The sequence below is a fragment of the Blastococcus sp. SYSU DS1024 genome (assembly GCF_054050795.1).
This window is the reverse complement of record NZ_JBJHAA010000033.1, coordinates 14,424-31,690: the sequence shown is the minus strand read 5'-3', so window position 1 is coordinate 31,690 and position 17,267 is coordinate 14,424. Positions and strand designations below refer to the sequence as shown.

Genomic DNA, 17,267 nt, shown 5'->3' with positions numbered 1-17,267 from the left:
GCGGTCAGCTCGGCCAGCCCCTGCCCGGTGACCGAGCTGACCGCGACGCCGGGGACCTCGCCCATCGACGTGGCGGCCAGCCGCTCGCGCACGTCGGCGAGCACCGGCGCCGGGTCGGCGAGGTCCGCCTTGCTGACGGCGAGCAGCGCGTGCCGCACCCCGAGGGCGTCCAGGACGGCGACGTGCTCGGCGGTCTGCGCCGACCAGCCGTCGTCGGCCGCGACCACGACCAGCGCCGCCGGCACCGAGCCGACGCCGGCGAGCATGTTGCCCACGAACCGCTCGTGACCGGGCACGTCCACGACGGCCAGCCGGCGTCCCGAGGGCAGGGCGGTCCAGGCGAAGCCGAGGTCGATGGTCAGCCCGCGGCGGCGCTCCTCGGCCCACCGGTCGGGCTCCATGCCGGTGAGCGCGCGCACGAGCGCCGACTTGCCGTGGTCCACGTGGCCCGCGGTGGCGATCACGTCCACCGGCGGACCACCTCCAGGACCGCCGTGGCGAGGGCGTCGTCGTCCGAGGGATCCACACTGCGCAGGTTGAGCAGCGTGCGACCGTCCTCGACGTAGCCCACCACCGGGGTGGCGCCCAGCCGCAGTGGCTCGGCGTACCGCTCCGGCAGCGCGACCGCGGCGCCGGGCAGCGGGTGCTCGGGCGCCCCTCCCCCACCCACGCGGGAGTCGGCGTCCACCGCGAGCGCGTCCACGCCCCCGGCCACCAGGCGCTCCGCCAGCACCCGGGCCCGTGCCCGCAGCTCCTCGGCGCCGGCGGCGAGCATCCGCTGCACGGGAGGCAGCGGGCCGCGCAGCGTGGCCTCCAGCGCGGCCAGCGTGGTCTTGTCGACCCGGAACGCCCGGTAGAGCGGGTGCCGGCGCAGGCGCTGCACCAGCTCCGCGCGGCCGAGGACGAGGCCGGCCTGCGGACCGCCGAGCAGCTTGTCGCCGCTGGCCAGCACGAGGTCCGCGCCGGCGGCGAGCGCCGTCTGCAGGTCGGGTTCGTCGGGGAGCACGGGATGGGGCCGGAGCAGCCCCGAGCCGACGTCGGCGACCAGCGGGACCCCGGTGCCCTCGAGCGCCGCCGCGAGCTCGTGCACCTCGACCGCCCGGGTGAAGCCGCGCACGACGAAGTTCGACGGGTGCACCTTGAGCACCGCGCCGGTGTCCGGGCCGAGCGCTCCGCGGTAGTCGGCCAGGGTGACGCGGTTGGTGGCGCCGACCTCGCGCAGCCGGGCGCCGGTGCTCTCCAGCAGCTCGGGGATGCGGAAGCCGTCGCCGATCTCGACCAGCTCGCCGCGCGCGAGCACCAGCTCCCGGCCCTGCCCCAGCGCGGTGGCCACCAGCGCCAGAGCGGCCGCGCAGTTGTTCACCACGAGCGCGGCCTCCGCGGCCGGGACCGCCTCGAGCAGTGCCGCGATGGCCGCCTCCCCGCGCGGGCCGCGGCGGCCGGTGCGCAGGTCGAGCTCGACGTCGGTGGTGCCGCTCGCCGCGACCACCGCCGCGACGGCGGCCTCCGACAGGGGCGCGCGCCCCAGGTTGGTGTGCACGACGACGCCGGTGGCGTTGAGCACCGGGCGCAGGCTCCCGGCCGTGGGTGGGAGGTCGGCGAGGACGGCGTCGACGGCGGCTTCTGGCGCGACCTCGCCGGCGCGGATGCGCTGCTGGACGCGCTGGACGGCGCTCTTCACCAGGACGCGCCCCAGCCGCTCGCCGGCGCCGGCGAGGCGGGGGTCGGCGAGCAGCGTGTCCGTGCGGGGCACCTGGCGGCGCGGGTCGGTCGTCATCGCCCCGCAGCGTAGGTGCGGGGCGGGAGCTGGCGGAGGCGGACGGGAATCGAACCCGCCTGGCCGAGATGCTCGGCCACGTCGGCTTTAGAGGCCGCGGGGGCCACCAGACACCCTGACGCCTCCGCCCGGCAGCCTACGTGGAACTGTCGGTGGTCGCTGACAGCATCGGCAGCGTGAACCGCACCGAGCCCCGCACCCCCGCCACGCTGCCGCCGGTCACCCTCACGCCCGAGGAGGCCGCCGCCGTCGCCGCCGCGCTGGCCGCCCGGCCCGCAGGGCCCTATGCCCAGGCGGGGCAGACGGCGCTGGAGAAGGTGCTGACGGCGCTGGAGCCGGACCCGGCCCAGCGGGCCCGGCTGCTGGCGAGCAGCCGCTGGCTGGCCTCCCAGTCCGCGCGGGACGCCGAGGTGCGGCGGCGTCTGGAGCGGGGGCTGGCCGAGCGGCGCGTCCTGGTGCTCGACTACTGCGACGGCCAGAACCGCTGGTCCGAGCGGGCGGTGGAGCCGCAGCTGCTGGTCCACAACGGGGCGCACCGGTTCCTGGTGGCCTGGTGCCGCGAGCGCCAGGCGCTGCGCTGGTTCCGGGAGGACCGCATCAGCGGGGCCGAGGTCACCGACGAGGCGGCTCCGCGTCGTGAGCTGGCCGGGCTCGGCGAGCCGCCGTCCGCCGGGCACCCGGCCGGGCGGCGGCTTCCCCGCACCCCGCCGGCCCCCGAGCCACCCCGGCTCCGGGTGCTCCCCGGAGGCCGGGCCTAGATTCGGGCTCGTGACCACCGCACCCGCGCGCATCCGGCTCACCCAGTACGCCCACGGCGGGGGGTGCGCCTGCAAGATCCCACCCGGCGAGCTGGAGGCCGTCGTCGCCGGGCTCACCGCACAGGGGCCGGTCGACCCGGCGGCCGAGCTGGTCGTGGGTCTGGACGACGGCGACGACGCGGCCGTGGTGCGCATCGCCGGCGGGCAGGGGCTGGTGCTGACCACCGACTTCTTCACCCCCGTCGTGGACGACGCGTACACCTTCGGCCGGATCGCCGCGGCGAACGCGCTGTCCGACGTCTACGCCATGGGCGGCACGCCCGTGGTGGCGGTCAACCTGCTGGGCTGGCCGCGCGACGTGCTGCCCGCCGAGCTGGCGGCGGAGGTGCTGCGCGGCGGCCTCGAGGTGGCCCAGCAGGCGGGCTGCCACGTCGGCGGCGGCCACTCCATCGACGACCCGGAGCCCAAGTACGGGATGGCGGTCACCGGCGTGGTGGACGTCGACCGGCTCATCACCAACGCCGGCGCGGTCGCCGGCACGCCGCTGAGCCTCACCAAGCCGCTCGGCGTGGGGGTGCTCAACAGCCGGATGAAGGCCACCGGCGAGGTGTCGGAGGAGGCGGTCGCCTCGATGACCGCGCTCAACCGCGACGCCGGCCGGGCCGCGGTGGCCGCCGGCATCCGCGCGGGCACCGACGTCACCGGTTTCGGTCTGCTCGGGCACCTCTACAAGATGGCGCGGGCCAGCGGGGTCACCGCCGTCGTCGACGCCGCCGCCGTTCCCTACCTGACCGGTGCGCGCGAGGCGCTGGCCGCCGGGTTCGTCTCCGGGGGCACCCGGCGCAACCTGGACTGGGTGCGCCCGCACGCCGACCTCTCCGCGGTCGGCGAGGACGAGGCGCTGCTGCTCGCCGACGCCCAGACCTCCGGCGGGCTCCTGCTCGGCGGCGAGGTCCCCGGCGCGCCGGTGATCGGGGAGTTCGTGCCGCGCCAGGAGCACGTGGTCATCGTCCGCTGACAGCCCCGGGAGCATCGCAGCGAGGAACGAGCGAGGAGCGGACCGGGGCGCGGAAGCGGACCGGGTCATCGTCCGCTGACAGCCCCGGGAGCATCGCAGCGAGGAACGAGCGAGGAGCGGACCGGGGCGCGGAAGCGGACCGGGTCATCGTCCGCTGACAGCCCCGGGAGCATCGCAGCGAGGAACGAGCGAGGAGCGGACCGGGGCGCGGAAGCGGACCGGGTCATCGTCCGCTGACAGCCCCGGGAGCATCCGGGGACGTGGGCCCTAGTGCCGGTCGGGGCCCACGTCCTCCGGCGTCCGCTGCCGGGCGGGGAGGCGTCCGCGGCGCGCGGGATCGGGGAGTTCGGGGGGCCCTGAGCAGCTCGTCGTCCGCCGGTCGCCCGTCCGGAACCGCTCGGGCGCTGCGCAGCACGAGGGCCACACCGACCGCGCAGACGAGGATGCCGGGCAGCGCCGTCGGGCCGGGGGCCTGGCCGAACATGGCCCACGCCCACACCGCGGTCGCCGGCGGGGTCAGGTACAGCAGCGTGCTGGCGGTGGTGGCGCCCGAGCGGCGGACCACGAAGAGGTAGCTGCCGTAGCCACCCACGGTGGACAGCAGGACCAGCCAGGCCATCGCCGTCCAGAACGCCGGCTCGGCCGGCGGGGAGACCTCGCCTCGCGCGCCGGCCACCGCACCGAAGACCAGTGCCGCCACGGCGGACTGCAGGGCGAGCGCGACGGCCAACGACTCCGCCGGTGCCCACCGCCGCTCCAACAGCGTGCCCGCGGAGAGTCCTGCCAGGGCCACGACCGGGAGCAGGAAGGCCACGGGCGCGGCGCCGCCCGCCCCGAGGTCGCCCACGACCACGAGCGCGACGCCGCCCGCCCCGATGAACAGCCCCGCCCGCTGGCGCGTCGATGTCCGCTCCCCCAGCAGGGGCGCCGCGACGACCGCGACGACCAGCGGCTGCAGCGCGGCGACCAGCGCCGACGTACCGGCCGGGACACCTGCGCCCGCGGCGGCGAAGACGCCACCCAGGTAGACCGCCTGCACGAGGAGCCCGAGGCATGCCTGGCGCAGCAGGGCTCGGGGCCGCAGGCGCTCGCCCCGCAGCAGCTCCCAGCCGCCGAGGAGAGCCGCCGCGAGCCCGGTGCGCCACGCGAGCACCGTCGCGACGGGGGCGTCACGGGTGGCGAACTCGGCGCCGACGAAGCCGGACGACCAGCACACGACGAGGACGGCGGCGGCCACGGCGTCCGTACGGCGATCCCTCACCCGGCCGAGGTAACCACACCGGTCGGTATACTCGCAGTCGACCACCACCGAACCTGGAGGCCGCATGCCCCGCACCGTGGAGCCACCGCTCACCCCGGCTGCCGAGCGACTGCTCGCCGCGGCCTCGGCCCTCTTCTATGCCCACGGCATCCGGGCCGTCGGGGTCGACGCCATCGCCGAGGCGGCGGGCACCACCAAGAAGACCCTCTACGACCGGTTCGGCTCCAAGGACGCGCTGGTCGCCCTCTACCTGGAGCGCCGCGCCCGGAACTGGCAGCGACTCCTCGAGGCCGAGATCGCGGCACGCCCCCCGGGCAGCGGTCGGGTCCTCGCCGTCTTCGACGCGGCCCGCCGATGGCGGGAGGACCAGCAGCGGGGCTGCGCGTTCGTGAACGCCTACGCCGAGGTGGGCGGCACGGACCACCCCGCGCTCCCGGTGATCCGCGCCGAGAAGGAGTGGATGCGGCGCCGGTTCACCCAACTCGCCACCGAGGCCGGCATCGCGCACCCGGAAGCGATCGCGGCGACGCTCCACCTGCTCTACGAGGGTGCGCTCGTGGCCTCCACCGCCGGGGACGACCCCGAGGCGCTGACCACGGCACGTGAGGCAGCGGCGCGCCTGGTCGGTTAGGTTCGCGGCCATGCTGGCTGCCTTCGTCTCCGCCCCGAACCCGAAGGACCCGCTCTCCGTGCTGGAGATCGGCGAGCGCCCCGAGCCGGAGGCTCCCGACGGCTGGACGACGATCCAGGTCAAGGCGGTGTCGCTGAACCACCACGACCTGTTCAGCCTGCAGGGCATCGGGCTGCCGGCCGAACGGATGCCGATGATCCTCGGCACCGACGCCGCGGGCATCGACGAGGACGGCAACGAGGTCGTCGTCCACGGGGTCATCTCCACCCCCGACTGGATGGGCGACGAGACGCTGGACCCCAAGCGGTCGCTGCTGTCGGAGGTGCACCAGGGCTCGATGGCGGAGAAGGTCGCCGTCCCCCGGCGCAACCTGCTGCCCAAGCCGGCGGAGCTCTCGTTCGCCGAGGCCGCTTGCCTGCCCACCGCGTGGCTCACCGCCTACCGGATGCTGTTCGTGAAGTCCGGCCTGCGGCCGGGCCAGACGGTGCTGGTGCAGGGTGCCAGCGGTGGCGTCGCGACGGCGCTCATCGTGCTCGGTCGCGCCGCCGGCTACCGGATCTGGGTGACCGGCCGCAGCGAGGAGAAGCGGGCCGCCGCACTGGCGCTGGGTGCCGAGCAGGCGTTCGAGAGCGGCGCCCGGCTGCCCGAGCGGGTCGACGGCGTCATGGAGACCGTCGGCGAGGCGACCTGGAGCCACAGCATCAAGTCGCTCAAGCCCGGCGGCGTCCTCGTGACGTCGGGTGCCACCACCGGCTTCAACCCCGGCGCCGAGCTGAACCGGGTCTTCTTCACCCAGCTGTCGGTCATCGGCTCCACCATGGGCACCAGGGCCGAGCTGGAGGCGCTGATCCAGATGTGCGCCGTCACGGGCATCCGGCCGCAGATCGACGTCGAGCTCCCGCTGGCACAGGCCCGCGAGGGCTTCGCGCGGATGCTCGAGGGCCGCACCAACGGGAAGATCGTCTTCACGCTCTGAGGGGAGGCTCCCCGCCGCCGGCACGCTCGCGGCGGGGGCCCCGCAGGGGGCGGCTGTGGGTCAGTGCACGACCTTGAGCCCGATCACGCAGCCGACGATGCCCGCCAGCAGCAGGACCCGCACCAGTGACACCGGTTCGAGGCCGGTCACCATCGCGTAGGCGACCGTGAGCACGGCGCCGATGCCCACCCACACCGCGTATGCCGTGCCCAGCGGGAGCTCGCGCATGGCGTAGGCGAGCCCGCCCATGCTCGCCACCAGGGCGACGCCGAACACCACCGAGGGCACCGGCCGGGTGAGGCCGTGCGAGCGGTCGAGCGCCGCCGCCCAGACCGCTTCCAGCATTCCGGACAGGACCAGCACCAACCACGACATCGCGGGCTCCTCTGGCGCCGTCTTGTCGCACACCGGGTACGGCACCGCTCGTCCGGGAGCCGGGGAGCGGCTCCCCTCCAGCCTCGCACGTGTCAATGTGAGTTGACACCGCGGGCATGCAGCAACTTAAGTTGACAGCCATGGCGGACACGGCACAGGTGGCAACGGCAGCCAGCAGCAAGGACCCGGCGGTGGGGCTCACGGCGGTCCGGTCGCTGCGCGTCCTCGTCGAACGGCTGGAGGCGCTCCAGGTCGACAACGCCCGCGACCAGGGCTGGACCTGGGAGCAGATCGCCACGCAGCTCGGCGTCAGCCGGCAGGCGGTGCACAAGAAGTACTCACGCGGCCGTGGGCCGCTCCGACGGAGGGACTGACGATGTTCGAACGGTTCGCGCAAGAGGCCCGGGACGTCGTCGGGGCCCAGGCCGAGGCGCGGGCGCTGCGGGACCCGCGCATCGGCACCGAGCACCTGCTCCTGGGCATGCTGGCCCGGCCGGCGACGACGGCGGCACGCGCGCTCGCCGGGCACGGGATCACCCACGACGGCGTCGTGGCGGCGGTGTGCGCGCACGGGGGCGACGACCTGGACGCCGATGCGCTGAGCAGCCTCGGCATCGATCTCGACGCCGTCCGCGACCGGGTCGAGGAGGCCTTCGGGCCAGGCGCCCTCGACGGCCCGCGGCGGAAGGGGCCCGGGGGGCACATCCCGTTCACCCCTCGGGCGACGAAGGTGCTGGAGCTCTCGCTGCGCGAGGCCATCGCGATGAAGTCGCGGACCATCACCGACGGGCACGTCCTGCTGGGGCTCATCCGCGAGGGCGAGGGGCTGGCGATGAAGGTGCTGCACGACCGCGGCGTCGACCTCCCCGCCCTCCGCGACGACCTCAGACTCGCGCTGAACTCCTGACCGACCCCCCGCGCAGCAGGACCAGTGCCGCCGTCGCGGCCAGCGCGGACGCGATCGCCGCGCCGGCGAAGACGGTGTGCAGCTGGGTGAGCACCGCCGCCTCCGTGGCGGCGTCGTAGGCGGCGCAGTCGGCGGGGGTGAGCGGGCACAGCTCCATGGGGGTGCCGATCGCCGCCACCTCCGCGGTGAACCGGCGCAGGGCGACGGCGGTGAGCAGCGACAGCCCGGCCAGCATGCCGACCGTCCGGGCGACGACCGCCAGGGCGCTCGCGCTGCCGTGGACCCGCGGCGGGGTGACCGCCAGCAGGACCGCGTTCACCGGCGCGATGGCGAGGCCGAACCCGAGGCCGGCGGCGACCAGCACGACGGTGGACCCGACGCCGTCCAGCGACCGCTCGTCCCACCCGGTCATGGCGGCGAACGCCGCCGCGGCCAGCGCCATCCCGCCGGCCGCGACGGCGCGCGGCGGCACCACCCGGCACAGCCAGCCCCCGGCCACGGCGCCGACCGGTACGGCGACCAGCAGCCGCAGCAGCACCAGCGCCGCCGCCAGCTGGTCACCGGGCGCGGTCGTGGCCCGGGCGAACAGGGGGACGTCGACGAGCGCGGCGACCAGCGCGGCACCCACGAAGAGGTTGACCACCAGCGCACCCCACGCCCCGACCGGGCGCAGCGCGGCCAGCGGCAGTACCGGCTCGGGCGCGCGCCGCTCGTGCAGCACGAACAGCAGGCCGGCGAGCGCGGCCAGCGGTAGCAGCAGCCAGCCGTGCGCCACGACCTCGCGGGCCGGGTCCGCGGCGGCGAAGGCCCAGACCAGCGCACCCAGCGCCACCACCGCCAGCGCCGAGCCGGCCACGTCGACCTCGCGGGCCAGCCGGCCCACCCCACGCAACGGCAGCACCGCACCAGCGGGCCGGGCGATGCTGCGCGCCACCAGAGCACCGGTGGCCAGCACGGTGAGCAGTAGCAGCGGCGCCGTCCACCCCCACCCGCCGACCAGGGGGACGTAGAGCAGGCCGAGGGTGAGGTCCTCGGCGAGCACGGAGGGCTCGGCGAGCAGCAGCCCCAGGGCCGTGGCGGCGGCGACGGCCAGCGCGACCCCGATCGGATCCGGCGTCCGGACCCGGCCGGTGGCGACGACGCCCGCGGCGAGTCCCAGCCCCAGGAGCAGGTTGAGCCAGAAGATCGCCCGCCAGTCGGCCACGGCCAGCACGGCGGCGCCGGCCAGCGGGCCCAGCACGGCGCCCGCCTCCTGGACCGCGCCCACGATGCCGAGCGGAACCGCGCGGCGCTCGGGCGGCCACCGGTCGGCGACCAGCGCGAGCGTGGCCGGCACCAGGCCGCCGGCGCCGATGCCCTGCAGCCCGCGACCGGCCACGGCCGGACCCAGCGCCTCCGCCGTCGCCGTCAGCAGCGACCCCAGCGCGAACAGCAGCAGGCAGCCGATGAGCACCGGCGCCCGCCCGCGGAGGTCCGCGAGCCGGCCGAGCAGCGGCAGCGTGGCGGTGTAGCCGAGCAGGAAGCCCCCGACGATGGGGGTCGCCCGCTGCAGTTCGTCCAGGCCGACTCCGACCCCGGTGAGGATGTCGGGCAGCGCCAGGACGACGACGTAGGTGTCGGTGGCCGTGACCAGCACGGCGAGGGTGGCGAGGGCGATCGCAACCGGCCCCGGGACCGGCCGCGAGGCGGCGACCGCAGCCTCAGCTGGTGGGCGGCGCGGTGATCTCGACATCGGCCCCGAAGTCGCTGAGTTCGAGGAGGTAGGTGGCGTCGGTGCCGGCCTCGAAGAAGGGGCCGGTCAGCTCGGCCCGGCGCAGCTGACCGCTGTCGGTGGCGATCGAGAACCGGGCCTGCACGGGCTGGGACGGGTCCTCGCTGGCGAGCACCTGCTCCACCAGGTCGCCGGGCAGCTCGGCGGTCACCTCGCGGACGACCTCGCCGTCCACCCGCCGCTCCTCCCCCAGCTCGGCCGCCCTCGCCTCGACCAGCAGCTGCGAGATGCCGGTCTCGGGGTCGAGCAGCGCGCCCGGGTCGCCGAAGCCGAACTGGGCGGGGTCGATCACGCTGAACCCGCTGGTGAAGGGCAGCTGGGCGTAGACGGTCCCGTCGACGGAGACCACCTGCAGGTCCAGCGTGGAGCCCAGCGCCAGCACCTGCAGCGTCCCGTCGAAGGAGGCCGGGCGGGCGATGTCGCCCTCGCCGCCGACCAGCACCGTCCCGGACGTCGGAGCACCCTCGCTGGCCAGGTCGAAGTGCGCGCTCTCCGTCTCGTCCAGGGTCGCCTTGGCCCGCTCGAGCAGGCCGGTCGCCGACACTTCCTGCTCGTCGGAGTCGCAGGCGGCGAGCACCGGGCCGGCCAGGAACGCCAGCGCGAGCAGCGGCACGCCGGATCGGCGCAGCAGCATGACGTCCTCCCGTCGCGGCCGGACTCCCCCGCCGTCGCGGCGGACACTAGCGCGCCGTGCCTGCTAGAGGATGGGCGCGACCCGCCTGGCGACCTTCCCCGCCACCTTCGCGCGGTCCTTGTCGGGCAGATAGGGCAGCGCCGGCTCCAGCTCCGCGATCCGGTACTTCTGGGTCGTGAACGCCCGGAAGGCCAGCCCCACGGTCACCTCGTGGTCGGGGCGGAACACGATCTCGACGGCGTCGCCGGCCCCGACGTCCCCGGTCTCCAGGACCCGCAGGTAGGCACCGCAGGCCCCGTGGGCGGTGAACCGCTTGACCAGCTGCGGCTCGTTCCAGAAGCGGGCGAAGTTGGCGCACGGGATCCGGGGGGCGGTGACTTCCAGCAGCACCGGCCCGACCCGCCAGCGCTCCCCCAGCAGCGTCTCGGTGAGGTCCAGGCCCGACGTCCGGAGGTTCTCCCCGAAGCGGCCCGGCGGCAGATCCCGCCCGAGCTCGGCGATCCAGAACTCGGCGTCCTCCTGGGCGTAGGCGTAGACGGCCTGACCCTCACCACCGTGGTGCTTGCGGTTGACCTGGACGTCGCCGTCCAGCCCCAGCTCTCCGACGGCCACCCGCCCGGCCACCGGCCGCTTGTCGATGCCGCTGCGGTCGGGCCGGCGACCGGGCAGCGGGAGGAGGTCCGGGCCGGAGACGCAGACGGCGTCGAGCCGCCCCGTCGTCACTTCGGCTTGGCGGAGGCGGTCGACTCGTTGGTGGAGAGCGCGGCGACGAACGCCTCCTGGGGGACCTCGACGCGGCCGACCATCTTCATCCGCTTCTTGCCCTCCTTCTGCTTCTCCAGCAGCTTCCGCTTGCGGGTGATGTCACCGCCGTAGCACTTGGCGAGGACGTCCTTGCGGATGGCGCGGACCGTCTCGCGGGCGATGACGCGGGAGCCGACGGCGGCCTGGATCGGGACCTCGAACTGCTGCCGCGGGATGAGCTCGCGCAGCTTGCCGGCCATCATCACGCCGTAGCTGTAGGCCTTGTCCTTGTGCACGATCGCGCTGAACGCGTCGACGGCCTCGCCCTGCAGCAGGATGTCCACCTTCACCAGCGCCGACTCCTGCTCGCCGGCCTCCTGGTAGTCGAGCGAGGCGTAGCCGCGGGTGCGGGACTTCAGCGCGTCGAAGAAGTCGAAGATGATCTCGCCGAGCGGCAGGGTGTAGCGGAGCTCGACGCGGGACTCGCTGAGGTAGTCCATGCCGCCCAGCTGACCGCGCCGGCCCTGGCAGAGCTCCATGATCGCGCCGGTGTAGTCGCTGGGGGCGATGACCGTGGCGTTGACGATCGGCTCGTAGACGCGGTCGATCTTGCCCTCGGGCCAGTCGCTGGGGTTGGTCACCGTGTGCTCGGTGCCGTCCTCCATGATCACCCGGTAGACGACGTTGGGCGCCGTCGAGATCAGGCTGATGCCCGCCTCGCGCTCCAGCCGCTCGCGGACGATCTCCAGGTGCAGCAGGCCGAGGAAGCCGACGCGGAAGCCGAACCCCAGCGCCGCCGACGTCTCCGGCTCGTAGACCAGCGCGGCGTCGTTGAGCAGCAGCTTGTCCAGCGCCTCGCGCAGCAGCGGGTACTCGCTGCCGTCGATCGGGTAGAGGCCGGAGTAGACCATCGGGCGGGGGTCGCGGTATCCGCCGATGGACTCCGTCGCCGGCTTGTTCTGCAGCGTGACCGTGTCGCCGACGCGGGACTGGCGGACGTCCTTCACGCCGGTGATGAAGTAGCCGACCTCGCCGACGCCGAGGGAGTCCACGGGCTTGGGCTCGGGCGAGATGACGCCGATCTCGAGCAGCTCGTGGGTGGCGCCGGTCGACATCATCTTGATCTTCTCGCGGGCCGAGATGCGCCCGTCGACCACGCGCACGTAGGTGATGACGCCGCGGTAGATGTCGTAGACCGAGTCGAAGATCATCGCCCGCGCCGGCCCCTCGGCGACGCCGGTGGGCGCGGGGATCTCCTCGACGATGCGGTCGAGCAGCTCGGGCACGCCCTCGCCGGTCTTGCCGCTGACGCGGAGGACGTCGTCGGGGTCGCAGCCGATGATGTGCGCGATCTCCGCGGCGTACTTCTCCGGCTGGGCGGCCGGCAGGTCGATCTTGTTGAGCACCGGGATGATCGTGAGGTCGTTCTCCAGCGCCAGGTAGAGGTTCGCCAGCGTCTGGGCCTCGATCCCCTGCGCCGCGTCGACCAGCAGCACCGCGCCCTCGCAGGCGGCCAGCGACCGGGACACCTCGTAGGTGAAGTCGACGTGGCCGGGGGTGTCGATCATGTCGAGGACGAACTCGCCGCCGGCGTGCTCGCCGGAGCGCTGAGTCCACGGCAGGCGGACGTTCTGCGCCTTGATGGTGATGCCGCGCTCGCGCTCGATGTCCATGCGGTCGAGGTACTGGGCGCGCATCTGCCGGGCCTCGATGATCCCGGTGACCTCGAGCATCCGGTCGGCCAGCGTCGACTTGCCGTGGTCGATGTGGGCGATGATGCAGAAGTTCCGGATGCGGGCCGGATCGGTGGCAGCAGGAGTCGTCACAGTGCCGCCATCGTCCCACGTCCCGGCCCGAGGCCGTAGCCCGGCGCGGCGACGAGCTCGCGCGGGGTGTGCGGGAGGTCGCCGGACGGCGGGTTGGGGCGGCCGCCGGGACGCTGGTATCTTTGCAGGCCGGTCCTGTGGCGCATGCCCGGACGCCGAACTTTGAACGACTGTCAGAAGTACTCCCTCCTGTCGAGACACCGAGGCTCACGCGTGGCGAACATCAAGTCCCAGATGAAGCGGATCAAGACCAACGAGAAGGCGCGCCAGCGCAACGTTGCGGTCAAGTCCGCCCTGAAGACGGCCGTCCGGCGGGTGCGCACCGCCGCCGAGTCCGGGGACGCCGCGGCCGCGACCGCCGCCTACCAGGCTGCCGCCAAGCAGCTGGACAAGGCCGCCAGCAAGGGCGTCATCCACAAGAACCAGGCCGCCAACCGCAAGTCGGGTCTGGCCAAGCAGGTCACCGGCCTCTGAGCCGGTGACGCCGCGCTCCGGCGCGGCCGTGAACGAGCCCCTGCCCCTTCCGGGACGGGGGCTCGTCGCATGTCGTGACGACGTCCGCCGAGGAGCTGCCGTGACCACGCGCCGTATCCTGGTCCTGCACGGCTGGCAGAACCGCCGGCCCGCGCACCACTGGCAGTGGCAGCTGACCGAGTCGCTGCGGGCCGCGGGCGATCAGGTGCTGTACCCGCAGTTCCCCGAACCCGACCGGCCGGTGCTCGCCACCTGGACCGAGCTGCTGCGGGCCGAGCTGGCCCAGCTGGGCAGCGGCGAGCGCGTCGTCGTGGCGCACTCCCTCGCCGTGCCGCTGTGGCAGCACGCGGCCACCCTGCTGACGCCGGAGGAGCGCGTGGACCGGGTGCTGCTGGTGGCCCCGCCCGCGCCGGAGGTGCTGGCGGGGTACCCGGAGGTGGCGGAGTTCGCCGCCCTCTCCCCCGACGCCGACCTGCTGACCCGCTCGGCCGGGGCGGTGCGGCTGGCCGCGAGCGACGACGACCCGTACTGGCCCGCCGGCGGCGCGGTGCCCGTGTACCGGGCGCTGGGCGTCGACGTCGACCTGCTGCCGGGCCAGGGGCATCTGGACCCGGAGGCCGGGTACGGCCGCTGGCCCGCGGTCGAGGCCTGGTGCCGCGATCCGTCGGCCCGGCTGACGGCGCGCGGCTGAGCTCCGCAGGCGCCCCCGCCGTCGCGGCTCAGCGGCCGGTGCGGGCCGGTCGGCCCCTGCCCGTCTCCGCGCGGATGGTGACGATCCGCCGGATGGCCCGCTCGAGGGCGTAGTCCGCGCTGGCCGCAACGCCCTTGACGTCGGCGTTGAGGTCGGCGGCCACCCCGAGGGCCAGCTGGAGGCCCTCGATGCTCCAGCCACGCGCCTGCGCCTGGGCCTTCTTCACCTTCCAGGGCGGCATCTTCAGCGTGCGGGCGAGGTCGCCGGGGTTGCTGGAGCTGAGCGAGGCGACCCGGGCGGCGGTGCGCACTCCGTCGGCGATGGCGTCGGCGATCAGCACGTGGGCGACCCCGCGCTCGAGCGCCCAGCGCAGCATCTCGATGGAGCCGGCGCGGTCACCGGTCAGCACGCGCTCGGCCACGGTGAACCCGGTGACCTCGGCCTGGCCACGGTGGAACCGGGCGACGTCGTCGGCGTCGATGCTGCCGCCGAAGTCGGAGACCAGTTGCCCGGCGGCCGCCGAGAGCGCGCGCAGGTCGGCGCCCACGGCGTCGACCAGTGCCGTGACCGCGTCGGGGGTGATCCGGCCGCCGAGCCGGCGCACCTCGTTGCGCACGAAGGCGATGCGGTCGCCGACGGAGGAGACCTTGGGGCACTCGTCGACCGCCGCACCGGCGGCCTTGAACGCCTTGACCAGGGCCTCGTTCCGCTTGCCCCCGGAGTGCACGATGACGAGCGTCAGGTCCGGGTCGGGCTCCTTCGCGTAGCCGGCCAGGGCATCGGCCAGCGCGGTGGCCGACTCCTGCACGCCGGTGACGACGACGAGCCGGTGCCCGCCGAACAGCGACGGCGCCAGCACGTCGGCCAGCTCCCCCACCGGCAGCCCCATGGCGGCCAGCTCGTGCACCTCGGCGTCGGGGTGGCGGGCGAGGATCGCCCGGCGCACGGCCCCGACGGCGCGGGAGCGGAGCAGCTCCTCCTCGCCGATCACCACCCGCAGGTGCGACGTGGGCTCGACGGGGGCGGCAGGCACCTCCGCATGGTGCCACGCGGGACCGACGATCCGCGGTGGCCGCCCGGGAACCCGGGACCGCTCCCGGGACCGGGGCGCCGACGGGTCCGGGTCCGCCCGCCGCCGTCTGGCCGCCGGGATCCGTGCCCCGGGCGGCGATCCCCCAGTTCCCGGCCCGGCCGACCACCGCGAGGTCGCCGTCCCGGTCGGTGCGGTGCACCCGGGTGCCGGCGTCGGCCAGCCACCCCAGCAGCCGGGGAGCGGGGTGCCCGTAGGTGTTGTCCGCCGCCACCGAGATGAGCGCCACCTGCGCCCCGGTGGCGGCGAGGAAGGCCGGATCGGCGTCGCCGCTGCCGTGGTGGGGGACCTTGAGCACGTCGGCGCGGAGGTCTGTGCCGTCGCGCAGCAGCGCGGCCTCCTCGTCGGCGCCGATGTCGCCGGTGAGGAGCAGGCGCACCCCCGCGGCGGTGGCCCGGACGACGAGGGAGAGCCCGTTGGGATCGGCCGCCGCGGTGGCCCGGCGCGGAGCGGGGGCGAGCACCTCGAACTCGACCCCGGCCACGCTGCGGCGGTCGCCCGGCACCAGCACCTCGCGGGTGCCGCCGGCACGCCGCACCAGGGCGTCGATGCCCGCCGCCCGGTCGTCGGCCGGTGAGAGGGTGCCGCTCGCGACGACGCCCACCGTGCGGCCGCCGAGGGCGCCGGCGAGGCCACCGACGTGGTCGGCGTCCAGGTGCGAGAGCAGCACGAGGGGCAGGTGGTCGATCCCGAGCCGGTCGAGGCAGCGGTCGATCGGGGCGACGTCCGGCCCGGCGTCGACCAGGATCCCCCGGCCGTCGCCCACGGGGAGCACCAGGCCGTCGCCCTGACCCACGTCGCAGGCCACCAGCAGCGCTCCGGCCGGCGGCCAGCCGTCCAACTGCTGGCGCAGCGGCCAGCCCACCGCCACCACCCCCACCAGGGCCGCCAGCGCGAGCGGCCGCGCGCGGGGGAAGCGCCACAGCAGGCAGCCGACGACCAGCAGGAAGAGGGCGAGCAGCAGCGACCCGACCGTCCCGGCCGGCCAGCCGGCGACGGCGTCCGGCGCGGCCGCGGCCCGCTCCGCCACGAGCACGATCCAGCGCACCGGCCACCCGGCGAGCCAGACCAGCCCGTCCCCGGCCCAGGGCCAGGCCACCCCGACCGGCGCCGCCAGCAACCCGAGGACGGTGGCCGGCGGCACGGCGGGGGCCGCCAGGAGGTTGGCCGGCACCGAGACCAGGCTCACCGTGCCGGTGAGCCCGGCGATCACCGGAGCGGTCGCCAGCCCGGCGGCGACGCTCACCGACACGGCGTCGGCCGGCCACGCGGGCCAGCCGTGCGCGCGCAGCCGGCGAGCCCACGGCGGGGCCAGCAGCACGATCGCCGCCGTGGCCACGACCGACAGCGTGAAGCCCGCGTCCCGCGCCAGCCCCGGCTGGATCAGGAGCAGCACGGTCACCGCCGCACCGAGCGCGGGCAGCGCGGCCCGCGACCGCCCGGAGGCGAGGGCGAGCAGCGTGACCACGCCCATGGCGGCCGCCCGGAGCACGCTGGCGCTCGGCCGGGCCAGGACGACGAAACCGACGAGGGCCAGCGCGCCCACCAGCGCCTGCACCCGGCGGTCGACGGCGCGACGCCGCAGCGGCCGGAGCACGCCGGCGATCACGATCGCCACGTTGGCCCCGGAGACGGCGGTCAGGTGCGCCAGACCGGCCTGCTGGAACTCCTCGTGCAGCACCGGGTCCATCCGGCTGGTGTCGCCCACCACCAGCCCCGGCAGCAGGCCGCCCGCCCGGTCGTCCAGCACGCGTGCCGCGGCGGCGCCCAGCGAGTGCCGCAGCTCGCCCGCCACGCGCTGGACCGTCCCGGGGCCGCCGACCGGCTCCGGCGGACCGCGGGCCGACAGCACCGCGACCGCGTCGTCGCCCTCCCCCGGCGGCGCCAGCCCGGCGCGCACCCGGAGCTGCTGCCCGGGCAGGAGCCCGGACCAGCCGTCGGCGGGTGCGAAGACGAGGACGGCCTCGTCCAGCCGGTGGACCGTGCCGCCGTCGGTGAACGCCGTGACGTCCGCCTCGAGGAGGACGCGCGGCGCACCGCCGCCCGCCAGCACCCGGGGGTCGGTCCGCACGGTCAGGGTCACCGGCGTGGTCCCGCCCGCCGCGGCGGCGGCCCGCAGCGGGGACGCCTCACGTGCCGCGCCGCGCACCGCGGCGGCGGCGGAGGCCACCGCGACGCCGGCCAGGACGACCAGAACGACGGCCGCGGCCGGGCTCCGGGCGCGGGCGAGGATCAGGGCCGCACCGAGCGCGGCCCCACCCAGGGCGACCAGCACGGGCCACCGCAGCAGCGGCGCGGCCAGGGTCACCGTCCAGACCGCACCGCCGAGCGGCC

The 17,267-nt window shown here is 75.5% G+C and carries 16 protein-coding genes, 1 tRNA gene, 2 pseudogenes and 1 riboswitch; of the genes and pseudogenes, 8 read left to right on the top strand and 11 right to left on the bottom strand.

The annotated features are described in order from the left end of the window. From ACI79S_RS19910 to ACI79S_RS19900, 3 genes are all read right to left on the bottom strand, one after another. A partial coding sequence (locus ACI79S_RS19910) for a GTP-binding protein (RefSeq protein ID WP_456595178.1) occupies positions 1–470 on the bottom strand: 470 nt, incomplete at its 3' end. Continuing rightward, positions 461–1,777 carry an L-seryl-tRNA(Sec) selenium transferase gene (gene selA, locus ACI79S_RS19905; protein WP_456595177.1) on the bottom strand — a complete coding sequence of 439 codons (1,317 nt, stop codon included), beginning with the start codon at positions 1,775–1,777 and terminating at the stop codon, positions 461–463. The genes ACI79S_RS19910 and selA, both read right to left, overlap by 10 nt. 30 nt (positions 1,778–1,807) lie before the next feature. Further along, a tRNA-OTHER gene (locus ACI79S_RS19900) sits at positions 1,808–1,903 on the bottom strand. A 50-nt stretch (positions 1,904–1,953) separates the two neighbouring features. On the opposite strand from ACI79S_RS19900, the gene ACI79S_RS19895 reads away from it, so the two are divergent. Together ACI79S_RS19895 and selD are read left to right on the top strand one after the other, a co-directional pair. Then, positions 1,954–2,535: a helix-turn-helix transcriptional regulator gene (locus ACI79S_RS19895; RefSeq protein ID WP_456595176.1), complete on the top strand. Its 582-nt coding sequence runs from the start codon at positions 1,954–1,956 to the stop codon at positions 2,533–2,535. 31 nt (positions 2,536–2,566) lie between these two features. Then, a pseudogene (gene selD, locus ACI79S_RS19890) lies at positions 2,567–3,525 on the top strand (selenide, water dikinase SelD); the annotation flags it as partial. A 251-nt stretch (positions 3,526–3,776) separates the two neighbouring features. Here selD and ACI79S_RS19885 read toward each other — a convergent pair. Continuing rightward, positions 3,777–4,814, bottom strand: a complete 1,038-nt coding sequence (locus ACI79S_RS19885; protein ID WP_456595175.1) for a DMT family transporter — start codon at positions 4,812–4,814, stop codon at positions 3,777–3,779. 64 nt (positions 4,815–4,878) lie between these two features. Here ACI79S_RS19885 and ACI79S_RS19880 point away from each other — a divergent pair, with 64 nt between their 5' ends. Together ACI79S_RS19880 and ACI79S_RS19875 are read left to right on the top strand one after the other, a co-directional pair. Further along, positions 4,879–5,445, top strand: a complete 567-nt coding sequence (locus ACI79S_RS19880) for a TetR/AcrR family transcriptional regulator (protein ID WP_456595174.1) — start codon at positions 4,879–4,881, stop codon at positions 5,443–5,445. Between the two features lie 10 nt (positions 5,446–5,455). Beyond that, complete coding sequence (locus ACI79S_RS19875; protein ID WP_456595173.1) at positions 5,456–6,421, top strand: zinc-binding dehydrogenase; 966 nt, start codon at positions 5,456–5,458, stop codon at positions 6,419–6,421. A gap of 60 nt (positions 6,422–6,481) precedes the next feature. On the opposite strand, the gene ACI79S_RS19870 is transcribed toward ACI79S_RS19875, so the two are convergent. Further along, on the bottom strand, positions 6,482–6,796 hold the full coding sequence (locus ACI79S_RS19870) for a DMT family transporter (protein WP_456595172.1): 315 nt from the start codon (positions 6,794–6,796) through the stop codon (positions 6,482–6,484). 11 nt (positions 6,797–6,807) lie between these two features. Further along, a riboswitch (guanidine-III (ykkC-III) riboswitch) is annotated at positions 6,808–6,872 on the bottom strand. Positions 6,873–6,936: 64 nt separating this feature from the next. Here ACI79S_RS19870 and ACI79S_RS19865 point away from each other — a divergent pair. Then, complete coding sequence (locus ACI79S_RS19865; RefSeq protein ID WP_456595171.1) at positions 6,937–7,170, top strand: helix-turn-helix transcriptional regulator; 234 nt, start codon at positions 6,937–6,939, stop codon at positions 7,168–7,170. Positions 7,171–7,172: 2 nt separating this feature from the next. Continuing rightward, positions 7,173–7,703, top strand: a complete 531-nt coding sequence (locus ACI79S_RS19860) for a Clp protease N-terminal domain-containing protein (protein WP_456595170.1) — start codon at positions 7,173–7,175, stop codon at positions 7,701–7,703. On the opposite strand, the gene ACI79S_RS19855 is transcribed toward ACI79S_RS19860, so the two are convergent. The 4 genes from ACI79S_RS19855 to lepA all read right to left on the bottom strand — a co-directional run bounded on the left by ACI79S_RS19855 (position 7,681) and on the right by lepA (position 12,678). Then, complete coding sequence (locus tag ACI79S_RS19855; RefSeq protein WP_456595169.1) at positions 7,681–9,339, bottom strand: MFS transporter; 1,659 nt, start codon at positions 9,337–9,339, stop codon at positions 7,681–7,683. The genes ACI79S_RS19860 and ACI79S_RS19855 overlap by 23 nt on opposite strands. A gap of 64 nt (positions 9,340–9,403) precedes the next feature. After that, complete coding sequence (locus ACI79S_RS19850; RefSeq protein ID WP_456595168.1) at positions 9,404–10,108, bottom strand: LppX_LprAFG lipoprotein; 705 nt, start codon at positions 10,106–10,108, stop codon at positions 9,404–9,406. Between the two features lie 63 nt (positions 10,109–10,171). Continuing rightward, positions 10,172–10,831, bottom strand: coding sequence for an MOSC domain-containing protein (locus ACI79S_RS19845; protein WP_456595167.1), 660 nt, complete (start codon positions 10,829–10,831; stop codon positions 10,172–10,174). After that, positions 10,828–12,678 carry a translation elongation factor 4 gene (lepA, locus tag ACI79S_RS19840; RefSeq protein ID WP_456595166.1) on the bottom strand — a complete coding sequence of 617 codons (1,851 nt, stop codon included), beginning with the start codon at positions 12,676–12,678 and terminating at the stop codon, positions 10,828–10,830. Before lepA ends, ACI79S_RS19845 begins: the two co-directional genes overlap by 4 nt. A 213-nt stretch (positions 12,679–12,891) precedes the next feature. Between lepA and rpsT the strand changes: the two genes are divergently transcribed. Together rpsT and ACI79S_RS19830 are read left to right on the top strand one after the other, a co-directional pair. Beyond that, the gene (gene rpsT / locus ACI79S_RS19835) at positions 12,892–13,152 is read left to right on the top strand and encodes a 30S ribosomal protein S20 (protein WP_456595165.1); all 261 of its coding nucleotides are present in this window, start codon (positions 12,892–12,894) and stop codon (positions 13,150–13,152) included. A gap of 100 nt (positions 13,153–13,252) precedes the next feature. Then, a complete protein-coding gene (locus ACI79S_RS19830) occupies positions 13,253–13,843 on the top strand; it encodes an RBBP9/YdeN family alpha/beta hydrolase (protein WP_456595164.1) in 591 nt (196 codons plus the stop codon). Positions 13,844–13,871: 28 nt separating this feature from the next. Here ACI79S_RS19830 and holA read toward each other — a convergent pair whose 3' ends face one another. Together holA and ACI79S_RS19820 are read right to left on the bottom strand one after the other, a co-directional pair. Then, a complete protein-coding gene (holA, locus tag ACI79S_RS19825; RefSeq protein ID WP_456595163.1) occupies positions 13,872–14,789 on the bottom strand; it encodes a DNA polymerase III subunit delta in 918 nt (305 codons plus the stop codon). Between the two features lie 475 nt (positions 14,790–15,264). Beyond that, a pseudogene (locus ACI79S_RS19820) lies at positions 15,265–17,208 on the bottom strand (ComEC/Rec2 family competence protein); the annotation flags it as partial. Positions 17,209–17,267: the final 59 nt, after the last annotated feature.